Genomic DNA, 14,599 nt, shown 5'->3' on the forward strand with positions numbered 1-14,599 from the left:
CATTCGCTTGTCCGACCTGAATGGCTCATTGCTGGCGGCGTCCTACGGCTTGAACGTCTGGGCGCCTGTCCTTACGCCTTCGCGAGCAAGCCCGCTCCCACAGGAGAAACGCATTTCAACTGTGGGAGCGGGCTTGCTCGCGAAGACGAACTTCCGGTCACTGAAAGTTCATGGATTCACAACACCAGCCAACAGCCACTCCCGTTCAAGACACCGCCCTCCACGTTTGTGCTGGCGTGGCACAAGCGACGGGGTGGGGATCAGGCGCTGAATGGGTTGAATCGCAGGATTGAGGAGGGGATAGTGCGCGGCAGAAACGTGATCAAGGAGCGTGAAGTGACAGTGAAGTCTGACTGGATCGGGTGTGCGGCATTGTGCGGTTGGTGGCTGGCGGGGCAGGCAGCGGCGAGTGGGATGACACGTGCACTGGACAACGCAGCGAAATGACAAGAACCTTGGAAGTCGCGAAAACGAGCTCCCACGGGTACGCGGACCTGATCGTCAAAACTCGGGAAACGGGTACAACCAGCGAGGGAGAGGGCGATGCCTGTGAAGATAAAACCACGGTGTACAAATCCGTGCTGACCACACTGCGTTATGACGGAAAGTCATACGTTCTGCCACCCGGCTTCAAAGGCCTGTAACCAGCCTGCTCAACACGATTTTTATCAAGGAAGAACAATGCTCACTCCAACCAGACTCCTGATTTCCCTTGGTTTGCTGGCCATCACCAGCCAAGCCCAAGCCGCCTGCACCACCCAGCGTTTTGACGGCAAATCCATGTCGCGTTGCATTGTCTGGCCGGCCTTCCCGAGTCAGGCGATTTCGGTCAAGTCCACCTACCTGGCCGATGCCGGCGGGGACGATGCCGGAGCCTTCGATCTGGATCTGGCGATTCTCAATGCCAGCGACGCCAGGCCCATCGCCACTTACCGTAAACCGGGCGCTTACAACTCCGATGCGGTGCGCCTGGAAGATGTGCGCATTGACACGGCTCGCTACCGCCTGACGCCTGGCGTGCGGGCGTTTGGTCTGCGCTCAAGGTTTTCCCACAGCTCCCGCGCCAATCCTTACGAGAAAACCGATCTGGCTCTGTATGTCCGCGAAGGCGCGGAGTTGCGTCCGGTGCTGGAGGGGCTGGTCGTCGCCAAGAGCAACGGTGAGTTCACCAATGACTGCGAAGGGTATGTGAAGAAGATCCGTCGCACCGTCGAAATCGGTTCGACCAGCCACCATGGCTTGGCCGATCTGCTCATCACCACCAACGGCACTAAAGTGACCAACACCCAGTCGGGCAAAGAGTGCCTCTCGAAAACCGCGTATCTGAAGCAGACACGAATCACGCTGGTCTACGATGGTCAGCAATACATCGTCCCCGAAGACTTCAGAGGTTACTGACGCGATGCTTACCGGCCTCAACCACTTGACCCTCGCAGTCAGCGATCTGGAGCGCAGCCTCGCGTTCTACGGCGATCTGCTGCTACTGCGCGTCGAGGCCAGTTGGGACGCCGGGGCTTATCTCTCGTTGCCGGGATTGTGGTTGTGCCTGTCGCTCGATCCACTGCGCGAAACCGGGCCCGGCACCGGCTACACCCATTACGCTTTCAGCCTCGATGCCAGGAATTTCCCTCTCTTCGTCGACAGGTTGAAAGCGGCGAACGTGCAGGAATGGCGTGATAACCGCAGCGAAGGTGCATCGTTCTACTTTCTCGATCCCGACGGCCATAAACTCGAGGCCCATGTCGGCGATCTCGCTTCACGGCTGGCAGCGTGTCGGCAAAAAACGTATGCCGGCATGCGTTTTTACGACGAGTCATGATCAGACACATTTGTCTGTTATAGACTGGCGACCACGTATTCTGGCGCTTGCAGGTTTTCCATGACTCCATCGTTGCTAATGGCCGTGCTGGCCTCGGGTTTCATTTACGGCATTACGCCCGGGCCGGGCGTGCTGGCGGTGTTCGGCATCGGTGCAGCCCACGGGCGGCGGGCCGGGGCGGGGTTTCTTTGCGGGCATCTGCTCGGCGATGTGGTCTGGTGCAGCACCGCGCTGATCGCGATTGTCGGCGCCCGGGAAATCGGCAGTACCGCGTTCGATGTGCTCGGTGTGCTCAGCGGCCTGTACCTGTTCTGGCTCGGCTGGCGTGCGGTGCGCGCTCGGCGCCGTGACGGTGACGCGCCGCAGGGAGCGGCGCGCAATCCGTTCTGGCACGGCATCCTGTTCGGCCTGACCAACCCCAAGGCGTACCCGGTGGCGGTGGCGACCTTCACGGCGTTGCTGTCGAGCCGCGCCGAATTGCTCAACTGGTCGATGCTGCCGGCACTGATTGCCCTGAGTTTCTTCGGCGGCCTGCTGGCCTACGCTATCCTCATTGGCGTGGTCGGCGCGCAGCGGGTACGCACGATCTATCAACGCCATGAGTTGCTGATCACCCGGCTGTGCGGCGTGATGTTCATCGGTTTCGCCATCAACGCACTGGCGCATGCGCTGCCGGGATTGATGCCGAACAAGGCTTGAGACGTGCGTGCAGGGATGCGCAATCAAGAGGTCAGGGATGGTTGATCGATCAGTGCTGCATTATCCGGACATCCACACTGAACCATGGAAAGCCGAAATTCCGCGCCGTTGGCGAGTTACATCGACCTGTTGCTGGACGCCGTTTGCGCGGTGGACAAGCAGGGTCGATTTGTTTTTGTCAGTGCCGCCTGTGAGCGCGTTTTCGGCTATTCGCCTGAAGAATTGATCGGCCGGCAAATGATCGACCTGGTGCACCCGGCGGATCGCCAACGCACGCTTGCGGCTGCCAGCGAAATCATGGGCGGCGAGCCCAAGCTCAACTTCGAAAACCGTTACCTGCGCAAGGATGGCAGCGTCGCCCACATTCTCTGGTCGGCGCGCTGGTCGGAAGTCGATCAACTACGCATTGCGGTCGCCCGCGACATCACCGAGCGCAAGCAGGCTGAATCGCGACAGGCTGCGCTGTACGCGATCTCCGAAGCGGCACATGTGGCCGAGGATCTGCTTGCGCTGTTCAAACGCATTCACCTGATCATTGGTGAATGGCTGCCGGCACTGAATTTTTCTGTCGCGCTGTACGACGAGCACTGCGCGCAACTGAATTTCCCTTATCACGTCGACGATCATGAATTGCAGCCCGAGCAGCCGGGCACCGTCACCGGACGCCTGTGCGCGGAAGTGATCCGAAGCGGCCAGCCGATTCTGCTGACGCCGGACAGTGCGGATTCCCCGGCTGAATTCGCCGAACTGGTGGCGGGGCAGAACTCGCCTTGTTGGCTCGGTGTACCGTTGAACTCGAAAAACGGCACCATCGGCGCCTTGATCGTCAAAAGCCTGCCCGGTGGCGAACGCTACACCGAGCAGGACAAGGAATTGCTGCAATACGTTTGCGCCCAGGTCGCGACGGCCATAGAGCGCCAGCAATTGCACGCTCGGCTGCGGCGCATGGCGCAATACGATCAACTGACGCAACTGCCCAATCGCGAATTACTGCGTGATCGCTTCAAGGCCGCACTGGCCGGCGCTCGCGAGCAATCCGGGCATATGGCGTTGTTGTATGTCGATCTGGATCGCTTCAAACAGGTCAACGACACCTTTGGTCACGCCGTCGGCGACATGCTCCTGCAAACCGTCGCCAATCGCCTCAAGGGTTGCGTGCGCGATAGCGACACCGTGGCCAGAATTGGCGGCGATGAATTTGTTGTGCTGCTGCACAGCGTTCAGGCTTCGGAAGATGCTGACGGCGTGGCGGAAAAGATCCGACAGATACTGGTGCAACCGATGCGCCTCGATGGTCACAATCTGCACATCGAACCCAGCATCGGCGTTGCCCGCTATCCAGAGCACGGCAGTGAAGAACAGCAACTGTTCCGCCATGCCGATCAGGCGATGTACGCCGCCAAACGCTTGAACCATCACGCGCTCAATAGCTGATCCGTCGCCGCCGTTCGTCGCGGCAACTGCAAATTTTCTAAACCTTTGGCGGCCAGAAAATTCTCAATCAAGGCGGGCACCTGCTCGCCACGATCATTACCAAGAGGTAGAGAATCATGCCTGATTCAAGGAACTCGAACTCGGGAAACTTCGCCAACGATCGAACCAAGGCCTCTGAAGCCGGTCGCAAAGGTGGGAAAACCACCACAACGACTGTCGACAAAGAGCCAAAACCAGACATGGGCCGCAAGCCCGCTCAGAAATCGAAATAGTCGGTGAAGGTAGTTTTGATTGAGAGGCGGGGGCGTCAGCTCCCGCTTGAATTTCGCAAGTGAGGAGGGCGCGACCATGAGCCGGATGGCCACCCATATACGCACCATGAGTTTTGCATCGCTGTTGGGCCTGTGTGCCAGTACTGCTTTTGCCCAGTCGCCCGCCGATTTCATCAACGATGCCTCGGCCAAAGGCATGGCCGACATCGAGGCCAGTCGACTGGCTCACGGCAAGGCCGAATCCAAAGAGGTCAAGGACTACACCATCGTCGTCATCAACGACCGCACCACGGCCAATCAGCACTTGGCGAAAATCGCCAAGAAGCTCGACCTGCCCGTCGCACCCCGCGAGGAACTGGCCGACAAGGCCAAGGAGTTGATGCCGCAAGTGAAGGACGGTGACACCTTCGATCAGGCCTACGCCGCCAGTCAGGTCAAAGCCACCGAAGAGGCCATCGAACAGATTCAGCAGGAAGCGCAGACTACCGACGTGCCGGAGATCAAGGCCTTCGCTGACGAGACGCTGCCGAAACTGCAAAATCATCTGCAAATGGCCCGCCAGCTGCAGGCCAGTCGCTAGTCGGCAGAGTTCAAGGAAACGGCGCAAACGCGCCGTTTTCTGTTTTCAACACTCATTCAAATCCTGCGTCGGCTTGCTCTTTTCACCGAGCCCCTCAAGATTGAACACCTCACCTTCGCCCAGCGAGCGGTAGTGCCTGCGCAACGCCTCCAACTGCTTCAGATCCAGCGCCTCCAGTCCGAGCATCGCGTTCTGCGCCTCTTTGCTCACCCGCAGCAACTCATCGATTTTCAAGTGCAGAATGTCAGTGTCGCGGTTCTGCGTATTCTGAATCAGGAACACCATCAGGAAGGTGATGATCGTGGTGGAAGTGTTGATGATCAGTTGCCAGGTGTCGTTGTAATCGAAAATGGGCCCGCTCAAACCCCACAGTCCGATCAGGATCAACGCGCTCATGAAGGTCTTGGGACTGCCGGCCACCATCGCGAGTTTTTGGGAGATTTTTGCGAATTTCATGGCCGTTTTCCTTATGGGGGCGAGTGCATGAAATTCAGACATCTGCGGCGGGTGGAAAATTCTGATTACAAATCCGCTGACGTCACCGGACGTTGGTAGGGCAGGCAGGCGCGCCAGATAGAGGTATGGTGTCGAACCGCTGAAATGCCCCGACAGGAGAACGCAATGAGTTGGTCCGCCAAACAATACGTCGCTTTCGAAGATGAACGCACCCGCCCGGCCCGGGATCTGCTGGCGGCGATTCCCGCGCCTGAAGCGCGAACAGTGGTCGATATCGGTTGTGGCCCCGGCAATTCGACGGAGTTGCTGGTTCAACGTTTTCCAGGAGCGCGCGTCAGTGGGCTCGACAGTTCGCCTGACATGATCGACGCCGCGCGCAAGCGCTTGCCGCAGTTGCAGTTCGAGGTGGCCGAGATTGATCAGTGGGCCGATGGCGGGCCGTTTGATGTGATTTTCGCCAACGCCGTGTTGCAGTGGGTGCCGGATCACGCGACGTTGTTGCCGGCGTTGGCGAGCAAGTTGTCGGCCGGTGGCAGTCTGGCGATCCAGATGCCGGATAACCTCAATGAACCCTCACACCACTTGATGCGTGAAGTCGCCGCGAAGGGCCCGTGGGCGAGCAAGCTCGGCGGCGCTGCGGGGCAGCGTACTGACATGGCGAGTGCCAGTGATTATTTCTCGATGCTGCGACCGCATTGTGCGCGGGTCGATGTGTGGCGCACGACCTATCACCATCAGCTGTCTGGCGGGGCGGCGGGGGTGGTGGAATGGTTCAAGGGTAGCGGGTTGATTCCGTTTTTGAGTCCGTTGAGCGAGTCGGAAAAGGCGCAGTACCTGGAGCAGTATCTGGCGCAGGTCAGGAAGGCTTATCCGGCGTTGACGGATGGCTCGGTGCTGTTGCCGTTTCCACGGTTGTTTATCGTTGCGACGCGCTGAAATAAATTGCCCCCCTCTCCCTCTGGGAGAGGGTTAGGGCTCAGCGCTGCACCGCTACCAACATCATCATCGGACGTTCTCGTTCTTCCGCCAGCGCCGGTTGCGCCGCGACGTCGGCATCGCTCGGTCCCCATTCGTTGACATGACGAATCGTGAACCCTGCGTCGATCAGCGAGTTGAGCAATGTCCCCACTGTGCGGTGCTGTTTGATCACGCCCTCAGCCAGCCAGTTTGTCACCCGTTCACCCTCCATCTGATAGCTGTCCAGCGGCCAGCGTTTATTGCCTTCGCTGTCCACCAGCCAGCCCGGATGACGCGGGGCCATGAAGATCGGATGTTCGATGGAAAACACGAAGTGCGAACCCGGTTTCAGCGCGGTGTACAGGTGCGCAAACAGCCCCGGCAAATCCTTGATGTAGTGCAGCGCCAGTGAGCTGTAAGCCAGATCAAAATTGCAGGCAGGCAGGTCGAGGCGTTCCAGATCGGCACGTTCATAACGGATGTTCGGCGTCGTTGTGGTCGCCCGCGCGCGCTCCAGCATTTTCTCCGAGACATCCAGCCCCAGCACGTTGGCCGCGCCATGCTCGATGGCCCAACGGCTGAACCAGCCATAACCGCAGCCCAGATCCACCACGTTCAAACCGTGCATGGACGGCAGCAGAGCCTTGAGCGCCGGCCACTCCGGCGCCGCGTCGAGGCCGCCGATAGAGCGGTTCATCTGGCTGTAGCCCTGGAAGAATTCGGGGTCGTCGTAAATGTTTTGCGTCATGGTGAAAGGCTCTTTTGCGTTCGGTCGTCAGCGGCAAAGTGGCCGCGATGGAATCCCTCGAAAGTAGTGGCGCGTATTCGTCGATGGCCGCGCAGGGGGAGGGTGGTGGTCGATGGGGAAATGCTAGTCGGTTGTGCGGAGGGTGAAAACCGGTGGAGTGTTGTCGATCTGTAATGTCGGAAAAATCGCTGTGTTTTTCCGCTGCATAAACGCCTTCTGAGGATGGCGTTTAACGCGGTGCGGCGTTACGTCCTGAAGCCTACAAAACCTTGCGCCGTTGCCTACTGGTGCGCCAGAATCCGCCGGCTTGTGCGCTGGGGAGGCGGTCGGTAACTTGGTTCGCGTCACTGATTTCCAGTGATCGGGTTTAGTAGCCTGCAATCTTCAATTCAAATAGCTGCATGAGTTCCACTCAGTCAGGCAAATGCTTGCACCTGATGGTGGCTGTGCGCATGGCGCCCTCGGGTGCGCCGGATTTGGATTGGGGTCCGGTCTACTAACTTGCGCACAGCTGCCACCCATCCGTTTAGTAGCGAGATCGGTTGCGGCCTTACTAAAAGGTCTCAATCCAATGTTCAAGGTTACGCCCAATCCGCCGGAAACCGATCCGGCATCCCCCTACGAATCACCCAACTCAAAGAAATTCCACGAAGCCGCTGAACGCGCGCTCGACCACTATCTCAGCCCCACGGCCAGAATCATGGGTTCCAACCACGAACCCGAACCGATGTACCTCGCCAATCCTGCCTACGACACCGAGTCTCTGCTGGCCAACGCCAGCGAAACACTCGGCTCTGCCACCACCATGCTCAACAACTTCGCCGCGCTGCTGGACACCTCACACCGCAAGACCGCACTCGGCATCGCACAGGTGGTCATGTTGGGGGAATTGGCGGTGAATCAGGCCCTGGATAAGGTCGTGCCAGCGGGTTAACCCGATCGCTTTAGGACGCCAAAGAAACCGGCCAATTAGTGCCGGTTTCTCGAGACTGCTAATTGGCAGCACGAACTCAGGCAAGTAGCCCGATGTTTTGGTCGATGCGTTGTTGAATGGTGCGCAAGGTTTCCTGGGTGATCACACCCGGATACAAACTTTCAGCCATGGCTGAGAATCGGCTAGCTACCTCGCAAAATCTGTCAATGATGTCGGCGGCCGTAGCGGCGTTTACTTCAGCCTCCACTGCAAGGATGAGCAGGTTTTCTCTTCCAATTGGCGCACACCTCGGGATGTTCTTGCTGAGCCGGAAACTTCACCAACCAGGCTTCGAAACCGGGAGTGGCAGCCGTAGTAAAGGCGTCAGTGTGCGGATCGCGATACACCAGCGCTTTGGGTCGGGCGCCCTGTGGAGAGCCTCCGACCAGTAGCAGTTTCTGGAGAAGCTCTCCACCTTTACCTTTGAGTACCTCCTGCACTTCGGACGCGAGCAGCTCGATGGGAACATGCATTTGCGGTTCCAGCGCCTCGGGCGCAACAGGTTCAAACGACATGGCCCCCATGGCATTGTTGCCAATGTAGGCTAGCCGCTCCAAAGGACCTATTCGCACGGGGTTGAGGCCACGACGTTTGAACAATCGGTCCATCAGCAACATGCCCCAGCCATCTGGCAGCGAGTCATAAACCGGCCCAGGCAGTCCCAACTGATGTGACGGGAAATCCCGGTTTAACCTGGCTCCCTGTAATGGAAGCCTCAAGGACGAGAGTTCCAGCCCTCTGTTTTTTGCCTCATCGCTGTACTCAAACATGACCTGCGGGCGACCGGTCAGGGCTTTCGTCGTAGCAAGTGTGCCCCACCGCCAACGTTCACCCCAGCCCTCGTAGTAGACGTCAACTTGTTCAAGCATTGTCGGCTTTCCTTTTGATGCGATGACGCTTGGCCGTCTTTTCGTAGCGAATCATATCGTCAAGAGTTTCGAGCCTTGGCAGAAACAACCCTTCGAGCTCCTTTTCGCGTCCGAGCACCATCGCCACTCGCACCATGTTGTCGAAACTGACATTACGACCGGCTTCAAGGTTTGACACCGTATTCGTCGCAATGCCCGCGCGAGCGGCCACGTCTGCTTGTGTCATCTCCAAGGCCAATCGCTCTGTGCGCAGGCGTTGGCAAATCCGTTTGACGATCTCGCTCGCGGTAGTGAGGCTTAAATCCAGCATGTCGTGTGTACCGTCGGCGTTCAGTTTTGATTATCAGTACACAATATACTGTGGATTAAACCTAAAAAAATAATTTAACTCACAAGAAAATGTATTTAGGTTTAATGGGTAGGATAGGCCAGCACGGGTTGACGCGCCATGGTTCAACCCTGCTGCAAAACTTTCAGAGCCGCCGACGCCAGAAAGCCCGAGCGGCTTTTTTCTTCCGGGTGATGCAACACATATTCGTCAATGCGGTTAAGCAAATGCCCCGGCAAAGTGATGTTGAGTTTCTGGGCTTTGCCCAAGTACTTCACGACATCTATATCGACCACGGCCCAAGCACAACCGGCGTATTTCGGGTTGGCCACGTGCAGGTTCAGTTTGCTGGCCGCTGGAATGGGGGCGTCGTCGTCCGCGAGAATCTCGAAATGACCTTCAATGGCTTCGCGAGCCATGGCGACGGCATCGTCCAGATCCTCTCCGGCGGAAAAGCATCCAGGAATGTCCGGGACTTCTACACCCCAGGCGTGTTGGTCATCGCCAATTGAAATCGCAATCGGGTAGAGCATATTTGTTGTCCTCCATGGCGCAACTGACTCAGAGAGTCAAAGCAGCGCCTGCTGCAAAATACTGATGGCCGTTTTCTTCAGCAGATCCTTTTTCGGATGTGGCACGGTGACCAGTCCTGGTTTGGTCGGATGCTTGAAGTGGTGGTGACTTCCTTTGATCCGTACCGGATACCAACCGTCTGCGACGAGTTGGCCGATTAAAAAACGGCTATTCACAACACCTCCCTGTGGTGTGCTTGGTGGGTACTATACCTATTGAATTAATATGATCAACACTATAACCACCGGTCGATCGTCGTCCTCTGACGGGCGGGGTGGCTTGCCGCAGTCTAGGTAAGGCAGAAGCGATAGCGAGGTGGGTGTGTTACCGGGTTTTGCTTATGTTCATGTGGCGATCTTCCGCTGCAAAATGATGGAACACATCTTTTTCTGACGTCACTGCTCGGGCAGCTAACGTTGAACTCTAATGGGCGAAGGTCATGGAAATTCAACGAGCCTGTTGAGAGGAAATCACCTCTCGATAAAGCCAGCGTAGTAATGCATGGAATTTGGCCATGTGATCGTCAGAAGGGAGTGAAACGGATGTCGACTCTAAAATTCAGCTATAGAGATGCAAAGGGCGATTTAAGTCAGCGAGAGTTGATTCAATGGTCAGAGAATTCGGTTTACATTCAAGGACGATCGGCCAGCGATACCTTTCCTAAAACCTATCGTAAGGATCGCATCATCGAAGTGTTGCTTGGGGCTGAACTGCTCTTAAACGAGGCCGCTCCTCCTTCTCCGAGCCTTCAGCACAATCGAAAGCAACCGGCACTCGTTGCTTCAGAAGCCGCTTCGCGAACGCCTCATCCGAAAATGTCACCGAGCAGGATGAAGTCTGCGAATGGGCTTGCGTACTCCCCTTTTACCAACCTCAAATCCCAGCCACAAAAAAACCGGCCCTGTAGGCCGGTTTTTCTATTCCTGCATCCCCCGTCAAAAAACACAACGTGAGACAAAAATTGAGTGGAGCGGGTAGAGGGAATCGAACCCTCGTCGGAAGCTTGGGAAGCTACTGTTCTACCATTAAACTATACCCGCTCAGAGCGGCTGACTTTGTACCAGACTCGGCCACGGATTTGAAGTTTTTCTTTTGCTCATGAACGCTTTAAATCGTTTAAAACGGTCAATCGCGGGCGAGCACTGCGGTGAGAAAAGCAAAATCTCAGTCCCGCAGCCTCGCTCGCGACGACTCTTTTTCAAATAGCCAATGCATGTTGATCCTGAACAAACGAGTAACGCGTTCGGCTGGCCTGTTGCGCCGGTTTCAGAAAGCCGAGCAAGGCGTTCTGGCTGTCGCGGCATGCCGCTTTGTGTTCCATGTCGAGAAAGTGCCCGGTGGCTTGCAGCGTGGTAAACGTGCTCTGGGCCACGTGGTTACCGAACAGGCGTGCGTCTTCGGCAGCGGTGTATTCGTCCCATTCGCCGTTTAGAAACAGCACGGGCACGTTGATCTTTTTCGCGGCATTCAGATAGCACTGCCGGTCGCTGTGCAGCACGTCGTTGATGTGGAAGTGCATCTGCCCGTATTCGTGCTCGGCCAGGCTGCTGACGTGGCGATAGTTGAAGCGCTTGAACAGTGACGGCAGGTGTTTGCCGATGGTGTTGTTGACCAGATGGCCGACGCGGTCGCCGTCACGTTGGCCGAGGTAGTCGACGCCGCGTTCGAGGTAGTCGAGCATGTGCGCGTTGATGACCGGCGAGAACGAGCTGATCACCGCCCGTTCAATCCGCCGTGGCTGGTGGGCGAGGGCGACCAGGGTCGCGGCGCCGCCCCAGGAGAACGACAGCACGTGTTCGGCGGCGAAGTGGTCGATGAGCTCGAGCAGAATCTGCCCCTCGACGTCCTTCGTCAGATGTTTCTCATGGCGGTTGTGGGCTTTTGACCGGCCCGCGTAGGGCTGGTCGTAGCAGACCACGTTGAATTGCGGGTGCAGGTTTTTCACAGTCTGTGCAAACGACGCAGTGGTAGCCATCGAGCCGTTGACCAGGATGATGGTCTTTTCTGCGGCGTCTGCGCGATAGAACTCCGTGTAAACCCGATACTGACCCTGTATATCCAGCACAGCGATTTCTGGCCTCATGTCATAAGACTCCTGGCAAGCAAGCGGGTATGCGCGCAAATAGAGATTGCACGAGCTTTGTGACAGGTAGGCATACGCCTGGAATTTGCTTGGCCCATGTCGATCCGGTAAGGCAGGTCGACGGGTATTGTTATTGGCGGGCAGTCTGTCGGCTGAGGCGCAACCCTGAGGGCTGACGACCGACAAAAAGTTTCTTAGAGGTATGTTGTGACTCATCGGTCACAATCTGGCCGACGTCCTGATTCAAGCAGGGGAGTCGGCATCGCGCAAGTGCCGTTGGTAAATTGTTCGACAACTTCTGCTGAGCGGTCGCGGGCTTAGAACAAATGAATCTCTTCGGTGCGCAAAGCGCGGTACTCGCCCGGTTTTAGCGCGTTATCGAGGTGCAGAAGCCCCATGGATTCGCGGTGCAAGCGCAGCACTTTGTTGTTGAAGAAACCAAACATGCGCTTCACCTGATGGTAACGCCCCTCAACGATGCTCAGCCGTGCCGAGCGTGGGCCGAGCAGCTCCAGTTGCGCCGGTTGCGTGGTCAAGTCTTCGAAGGCGAAGTAGATCCCCTCGGCAAAAGTGATCGCGTATTGCGCGCCAATCTCCTGTTCGGTCTCGACGTAATACACCTTCGGCAGTTTGGTCTGCGGCTGGGTCAGGCGACGCGACCACGCGCCGTCGTTGGTGATCAGCATCAGGCCGGTGGTGTTGAAATCCAGGCGTCCGGCGATGTGCAGGTCGTCCTTGTCGGGTTCATCGAGCAGGTCGAGCACTGTGGGGTGTTGCGGATCGCGGGTGGCGCTGACGCAGCCTGGCGGCTTGTGCAGCATGAAATAACGCGCCGGTTTGCCGCTTTGCAAAACTTCGTCATCGACTTCGACACGGCTGAATTCCAGCACTTCGCTGTGCGGATCGCTGACGATTTTTCCGTCAACCCGCACGCGCTTTTCCACCAGCAACAGGCGAACCTGCTGACGGTTGTAGCGGGGCAGGTTGCTGAGGAAACGGTCGACGCGCATGGTCAGGATTCGGCAGATTCAGGGGCGCGCATCTTACGGGATTGGCCGCTTGGCCGCTTGCAGTTGCGCCTCGACCTGAGCGCAGCGCGGGCACAGGCAGGATTGGTTGCGCAGTTCTGGTGGCAGCGCTTCAAGCACGGCGGGGTCGATGCTCACGCCATAGCACCAGCATTCACGGTCGGCGGTGCGCGGGTCGGCCAGGCTGCAGTCGTTGCGGGCACCGCAGGCCGGGCAAAGGTCGGGTTTCACGTCAGAATCAGGCATAAGTCGAGTGAGGCATTTCCACGCAGGTGCGATTGCGACCGGTTTGTTTGGCCCGGTACATCGCATGATCGGCCCGCGACAGCAGGCTGTGCAAGGTGTCATCGCGTTGCAGGGTGGTGGCGCCGATGCTCACCGTCAGATTGAGGCGGTGGCCGTTGTAGGCATATTCGTGCTGTTCGACGTGTTGGCGGATCTTTTCGGCAATTTTCTGACCGGTGTCGCCGTCTGTGTCCTTCAACAATACGATAAATTCCTCACCGCCCCAGCGGCAGACGATGTCGGCGTGGCGCAGACAACTTTGCAGATCGCGGGCAAAACCGATCAACACCTGATCACCGGCCATGTGTCCGTAGGTGTCGTTCAACGCCTTGAAGTGATCGAGGTCGAGCAACAATGCCGTCAGCGGTTTGGTCTCGCGTTGCGCTTCGTGCAGAGCTTGCGCGGCGAGGATGTCGAAGCCACGCCGGTTCGGCAGTTCGGTAAGGCTGTCGAGAGTCGCCTGGGCCTGGATTTTGGCTTGGAAGCGCTTGATCACGCGGTTGAGCAAGGCCAGTACGATCAGCGTGACGAGCAGGCAAATCAGCAGGTTCAGGTACAGCGACTGGCGGATTTCGCTCAGTGCGCCGTCCTCGCGTTTATCGACGAACAGGTACCAGTTCAACTCCGGAATAAACCGGACATTGAGGAAATGCCCCTGGCCGTGGGCGGAGTATTCGTAACTGCCGGTGTGCGGTTTGGGCAACTGGCTGATCAGGCTTTTCATGCTCTCCAGTTCGCTCAGGCTCTGACCAATATGCGCGCCTTGTGGCCCGCCTTCGGCGCCGGTCAACACGAGGCGGCCGAAGGTGTCGACAAAATACACACTGCGTTGATAGCGCTGTTGATACCTGTCGATCAGCTTGATCACTGCATCCACCGTCAGGCCTACGCCGGCCGCGCCGATGAAGCGGTTGTTGTAGTCGTAGACTTTGTAGTTGATGAAGAAAGTCAGGTTGTCCTTGTTGGCCAGATCGGGATCGACGTTGATTTCGTAAGGGGCTTGCATGTCGCGGACGCGGAAGTACCAGGCATCGCGCGGTTCATCGACCTTGACCTGCTTGAGCACACCTTTGGCGTGGTAGTAGGTGAGGCTGGCGTTGGAAACGAAGAACGCGGTGTAGGCACCATAATGAGTCATGACTTCGTCGAGGTAGCGGGTCATTTGCTCGGGGTTCTGCTCGCCGTTGACCACCCAGTCGCGCATGAAGGTGTCGCGGGACATCATCGAGGAAATGAGGATCGGTCTGACGAGGTCTTTCTGGATTTCCGAGTAGACCGTGTCGGACGTCAGCGGCAGTTCGGTGTTGACGATGTTGTCGCGGATCGACGCGCGCGAGGCGTAGTAACTCAGCAGTGAAGTCGCGAGGAACCCGGCGCCGAGCAGAGCGATCAGCGTCAGAACCAGCGAGCGTTGCGAGTACAGGGGAGAACGAAGCGGCATGGCAGATCCGTTGGCAGTGGCCCGATGGCATGCATTCTAGTGGCCCTGCGTGAA

General features: G+C 57.7%; 19 protein-coding genes, 1 tRNA gene and 2 pseudogenes. 11 read left to right on the forward strand and 11 right to left on the reverse strand.

Features of this window, described 5'->3' with window-relative positions; all coding sequences use genetic code 11:
- Positions 1-195: 195 nt before the first annotated feature.
- The 8 genes and pseudogenes from AACY19_RS20235 to AACY19_RS20270 form a co-directional block, all read left to right on the forward strand.
- Positions 196-312, forward strand: a pseudogene (locus tag AACY19_RS20235) (LysR family transcriptional regulator); the annotation flags it as partial.
- On the forward strand, positions 304-447 hold the full coding sequence (locus AACY19_RS20240) for a hypothetical protein (protein WP_339453546.1): 144 nt from the start codon (positions 304-306) through the stop codon (positions 445-447). The pseudogene AACY19_RS20235 and the gene AACY19_RS20240, both read left to right, overlap by 9 nt.
- 234 nt (positions 448-681) lie before the next feature.
- Complete coding sequence (locus AACY19_RS20245; protein WP_339453298.1) at positions 682-1,398, forward strand: hypothetical protein; 717 nt, start codon at positions 682-684, stop codon at positions 1,396-1,398.
- 4 nt (positions 1,399-1,402) lie between these two features.
- Positions 1,403-1,819, forward strand: coding sequence for a fosfomycin resistance glutathione transferase (fos, locus tag AACY19_RS20250; protein ID WP_339453300.1), 417 nt, complete (start codon positions 1,403-1,405; stop codon positions 1,817-1,819).
- A 60-nt stretch (positions 1,820-1,879) separates the two neighbouring features.
- Complete coding sequence (locus tag AACY19_RS20255) at positions 1,880-2,518, forward strand: LysE family translocator (protein WP_339453302.1); 639 nt, start codon at positions 1,880-1,882, stop codon at positions 2,516-2,518.
- A gap of 84 nt (positions 2,519-2,602) precedes the next feature.
- Positions 2,603-3,952 carry a sensor domain-containing protein gene (locus tag AACY19_RS20260; protein WP_339453304.1) on the forward strand — a complete coding sequence of 450 codons (1,350 nt, stop codon included), beginning with the start codon at positions 2,603-2,605 and terminating at the stop codon, positions 3,950-3,952.
- Positions 3,953-4,068: 116 nt separating this feature from the next.
- Positions 4,069-4,224, forward strand: a complete 156-nt coding sequence (locus tag AACY19_RS20265) for a KGG domain-containing protein (RefSeq protein WP_150795512.1) — start codon at positions 4,069-4,071, stop codon at positions 4,222-4,224.
- Between the two features lie 76 nt (positions 4,225-4,300).
- A complete protein-coding gene (locus AACY19_RS20270; RefSeq protein WP_339453310.1) occupies positions 4,301-4,804 on the forward strand; it encodes a DUF4142 domain-containing protein in 504 nt (167 codons plus the stop codon).
- Positions 4,805-4,849: 45 nt separating this feature from the next.
- Here the strand turns inward: AACY19_RS20270 and AACY19_RS20275 are convergent, their stop codons facing one another.
- Positions 4,850-5,260: a low affinity iron permease family protein gene (locus AACY19_RS20275; protein WP_339453312.1), complete on the reverse strand. Its 411-nt coding sequence runs from the start codon at positions 5,258-5,260 to the stop codon at positions 4,850-4,852.
- Between the two features lie 165 nt (positions 5,261-5,425).
- Here AACY19_RS20275 and tam point away from each other — a divergent pair, with 165 nt between their 5' ends.
- A complete protein-coding gene (gene tam / locus AACY19_RS20280) occupies positions 5,426-6,196 on the forward strand; it encodes a trans-aconitate 2-methyltransferase (protein WP_339453314.1) in 771 nt (256 codons plus the stop codon).
- A 40-nt stretch (positions 6,197-6,236) separates the two neighbouring features.
- Here tam and AACY19_RS20285 read toward each other — a convergent pair whose 3' ends face one another.
- Complete coding sequence (locus AACY19_RS20285) at positions 6,237-6,965, reverse strand: class I SAM-dependent methyltransferase (protein ID WP_339453316.1); 729 nt, start codon at positions 6,963-6,965, stop codon at positions 6,237-6,239.
- Between the two features lie 571 nt (positions 6,966-7,536).
- Here AACY19_RS20285 and AACY19_RS20290 point away from each other — a divergent pair.
- The gene (locus AACY19_RS20290; RefSeq protein WP_108225313.1) at positions 7,537-7,899 is read left to right on the forward strand and encodes a DUF6124 family protein; all 363 of its coding nucleotides are present in this window, start codon (positions 7,537-7,539) and stop codon (positions 7,897-7,899) included.
- Positions 7,900-8,177: 278 nt separating this feature from the next.
- On the opposite strand, the pseudogene AACY19_RS20295 reads toward AACY19_RS20290, so the two are convergent.
- From AACY19_RS20295 to AACY19_RS20310, 4 genes and pseudogenes are all read right to left on the reverse strand, one after another.
- Positions 8,178-8,807, reverse strand: a pseudogene (locus AACY19_RS20295) (HipA N-terminal domain-containing protein); the annotation flags it as partial.
- Positions 8,800-9,117 (reverse strand): helix-turn-helix domain-containing protein, encoded by a 318-nt coding sequence (locus AACY19_RS20300; protein WP_102900239.1) that lies wholly within the window; start codon positions 9,115-9,117, stop codon positions 8,800-8,802. The gene AACY19_RS20300 and the pseudogene AACY19_RS20295, both read right to left, overlap by 8 nt.
- A 143-nt stretch (positions 9,118-9,260) precedes the next feature.
- The gene (locus AACY19_RS20305) at positions 9,261-9,668 is read right to left on the reverse strand and encodes a type II toxin-antitoxin system HicB family antitoxin (RefSeq protein WP_339453325.1); all 408 of its coding nucleotides are present in this window, start codon (positions 9,666-9,668) and stop codon (positions 9,261-9,263) included.
- A gap of 36 nt (positions 9,669-9,704) precedes the next feature.
- Entirely contained in the window at positions 9,705-9,884 is a 180-nt protein-coding gene (locus AACY19_RS20310) for a type II toxin-antitoxin system HicA family toxin (protein WP_339453327.1), read from the reverse strand.
- A 366-nt stretch (positions 9,885-10,250) separates the two neighbouring features.
- Between AACY19_RS20310 and AACY19_RS20315 the strand changes: the two genes are divergently transcribed.
- The gene (locus AACY19_RS20315) at positions 10,251-10,661 is read left to right on the forward strand and encodes a hypothetical protein (RefSeq protein WP_339453328.1); all 411 of its coding nucleotides are present in this window, start codon (positions 10,251-10,253) and stop codon (positions 10,659-10,661) included.
- Positions 10,662-10,674: 13 nt separating this feature from the next.
- On the opposite strand, the gene AACY19_RS20320 is transcribed toward AACY19_RS20315, so the two are convergent.
- From AACY19_RS20320 to AACY19_RS20340, 5 genes are all read right to left on the reverse strand, one after another.
- Positions 10,675-10,748 (reverse strand) — tRNA-Gly (locus AACY19_RS20320).
- A 158-nt stretch (positions 10,749-10,906) separates the two neighbouring features.
- Positions 10,907-11,791, reverse strand: coding sequence for an alpha/beta fold hydrolase (locus tag AACY19_RS20325; RefSeq protein ID WP_339453330.1), 885 nt, complete (start codon positions 11,789-11,791; stop codon positions 10,907-10,909).
- A gap of 317 nt (positions 11,792-12,108) precedes the next feature.
- A complete protein-coding gene (locus tag AACY19_RS20330) occupies positions 12,109-12,801 on the reverse strand; it encodes a pseudouridine synthase (RefSeq protein WP_339453332.1) in 693 nt (230 codons plus the stop codon).
- Between the two features lie 33 nt (positions 12,802-12,834).
- Positions 12,835-13,065: a cysteine-rich CWC family protein gene (locus tag AACY19_RS20335; protein ID WP_038358305.1), complete on the reverse strand. Its 231-nt coding sequence runs from the start codon at positions 13,063-13,065 to the stop codon at positions 12,835-12,837.
- Positions 13,058-14,545, reverse strand: a complete 1,488-nt coding sequence (locus AACY19_RS20340) for a sensor domain-containing diguanylate cyclase (RefSeq protein WP_339453337.1) — start codon at positions 14,543-14,545, stop codon at positions 13,058-13,060. Before AACY19_RS20340 ends, AACY19_RS20335 begins: the two co-directional genes overlap by 8 nt.
- Between the last annotated feature and the right edge of the window lie 54 nt (positions 14,546-14,599).

The organism is Pseudomonas sp. EA_5y_Pfl2_R50 (assembly GCF_963970475.1).
Taxonomy (GTDB): domain Bacteria; phylum Pseudomonadota; class Gammaproteobacteria; order Pseudomonadales; family Pseudomonadaceae; genus Aquipseudomonas.

Bases quoted from the DNA above. Each gene is read 5' to 3' on its own strand.
- AACY19_RS20245 (WP_339453298.1), top strand. From the start codon at position 682: ATGCTCACTCCAACCAGACTCCTGATTTCCCTTGGTTTGCTGGCCATC.
- AACY19_RS20340 (WP_339453337.1), bottom strand. From the start codon at position 14,545: ATGCCGCTTCGTTCTCCCCTGTACTCGCAACGCTCGCTGGTTCTGACG.
- fos (WP_339453300.1), top strand. From the start codon at position 1,403: ATGCTTACCGGCCTCAACCACTTGACCCTCGCAGTCAGCGATCTGGAG.
- AACY19_RS20325 (WP_339453330.1), bottom strand. From the start codon at position 11,791: ATGAGGCCAGAAATCGCTGTGCTGGATATACAGGGTCAGTATCGGGTT.
- AACY19_RS20260 (WP_339453304.1), top strand. From the start codon at position 2,603: ATGGAAAGCCGAAATTCCGCGCCGTTGGCGAGTTACATCGACCTGTTG.
- AACY19_RS20300 (WP_102900239.1), bottom strand. From the start codon at position 9,117: ATGCTGGATTTAAGCCTCACTACCGCGAGCGAGATCGTCAAACGGATT.
- AACY19_RS20285 (WP_339453316.1), bottom strand. From the start codon at position 6,965: ATGACGCAAAACATTTACGACGACCCCGAATTCTTCCAGGGCTACAGC.
- AACY19_RS20275 (WP_339453312.1), bottom strand. From the start codon at position 5,260: ATGAAATTCGCAAAAATCTCCCAAAAACTCGCGATGGTGGCCGGCAGT.
- AACY19_RS20330 (WP_339453332.1), bottom strand. From the start codon at position 12,801: ATGCGCGTCGACCGTTTCCTCAGCAACCTGCCCCGCTACAACCGTCAG.
- AACY19_RS20255 (WP_339453302.1), top strand. From the start codon at position 1,880: ATGACTCCATCGTTGCTAATGGCCGTGCTGGCCTCGGGTTTCATTTAC.
- tam (WP_339453314.1), top strand. From the start codon at position 5,426: ATGAGTTGGTCCGCCAAACAATACGTCGCTTTCGAAGATGAACGCACC.
- AACY19_RS20290 (WP_108225313.1), top strand. From the start codon at position 7,537: ATGTTCAAGGTTACGCCCAATCCGCCGGAAACCGATCCGGCATCCCCC.
- AACY19_RS20315 (WP_339453328.1), top strand. From the start codon at position 10,251: ATGTCGACTCTAAAATTCAGCTATAGAGATGCAAAGGGCGATTTAAGT.
- AACY19_RS20270 (WP_339453310.1), top strand. From the start codon at position 4,301: ATGAGCCGGATGGCCACCCATATACGCACCATGAGTTTTGCATCGCTG.
- AACY19_RS20335 (WP_038358305.1), bottom strand. From the start codon at position 13,065: ATGCCTGATTCTGACGTGAAACCCGACCTTTGCCCGGCCTGCGGTGCC.
- AACY19_RS20265 (WP_150795512.1), top strand. From the start codon at position 4,069: ATGCCTGATTCAAGGAACTCGAACTCGGGAAACTTCGCCAACGATCGA.
- AACY19_RS20305 (WP_339453325.1), bottom strand. From the start codon at position 9,668: ATGCTCTACCCGATTGCGATTTCAATTGGCGATGACCAACACGCCTGG.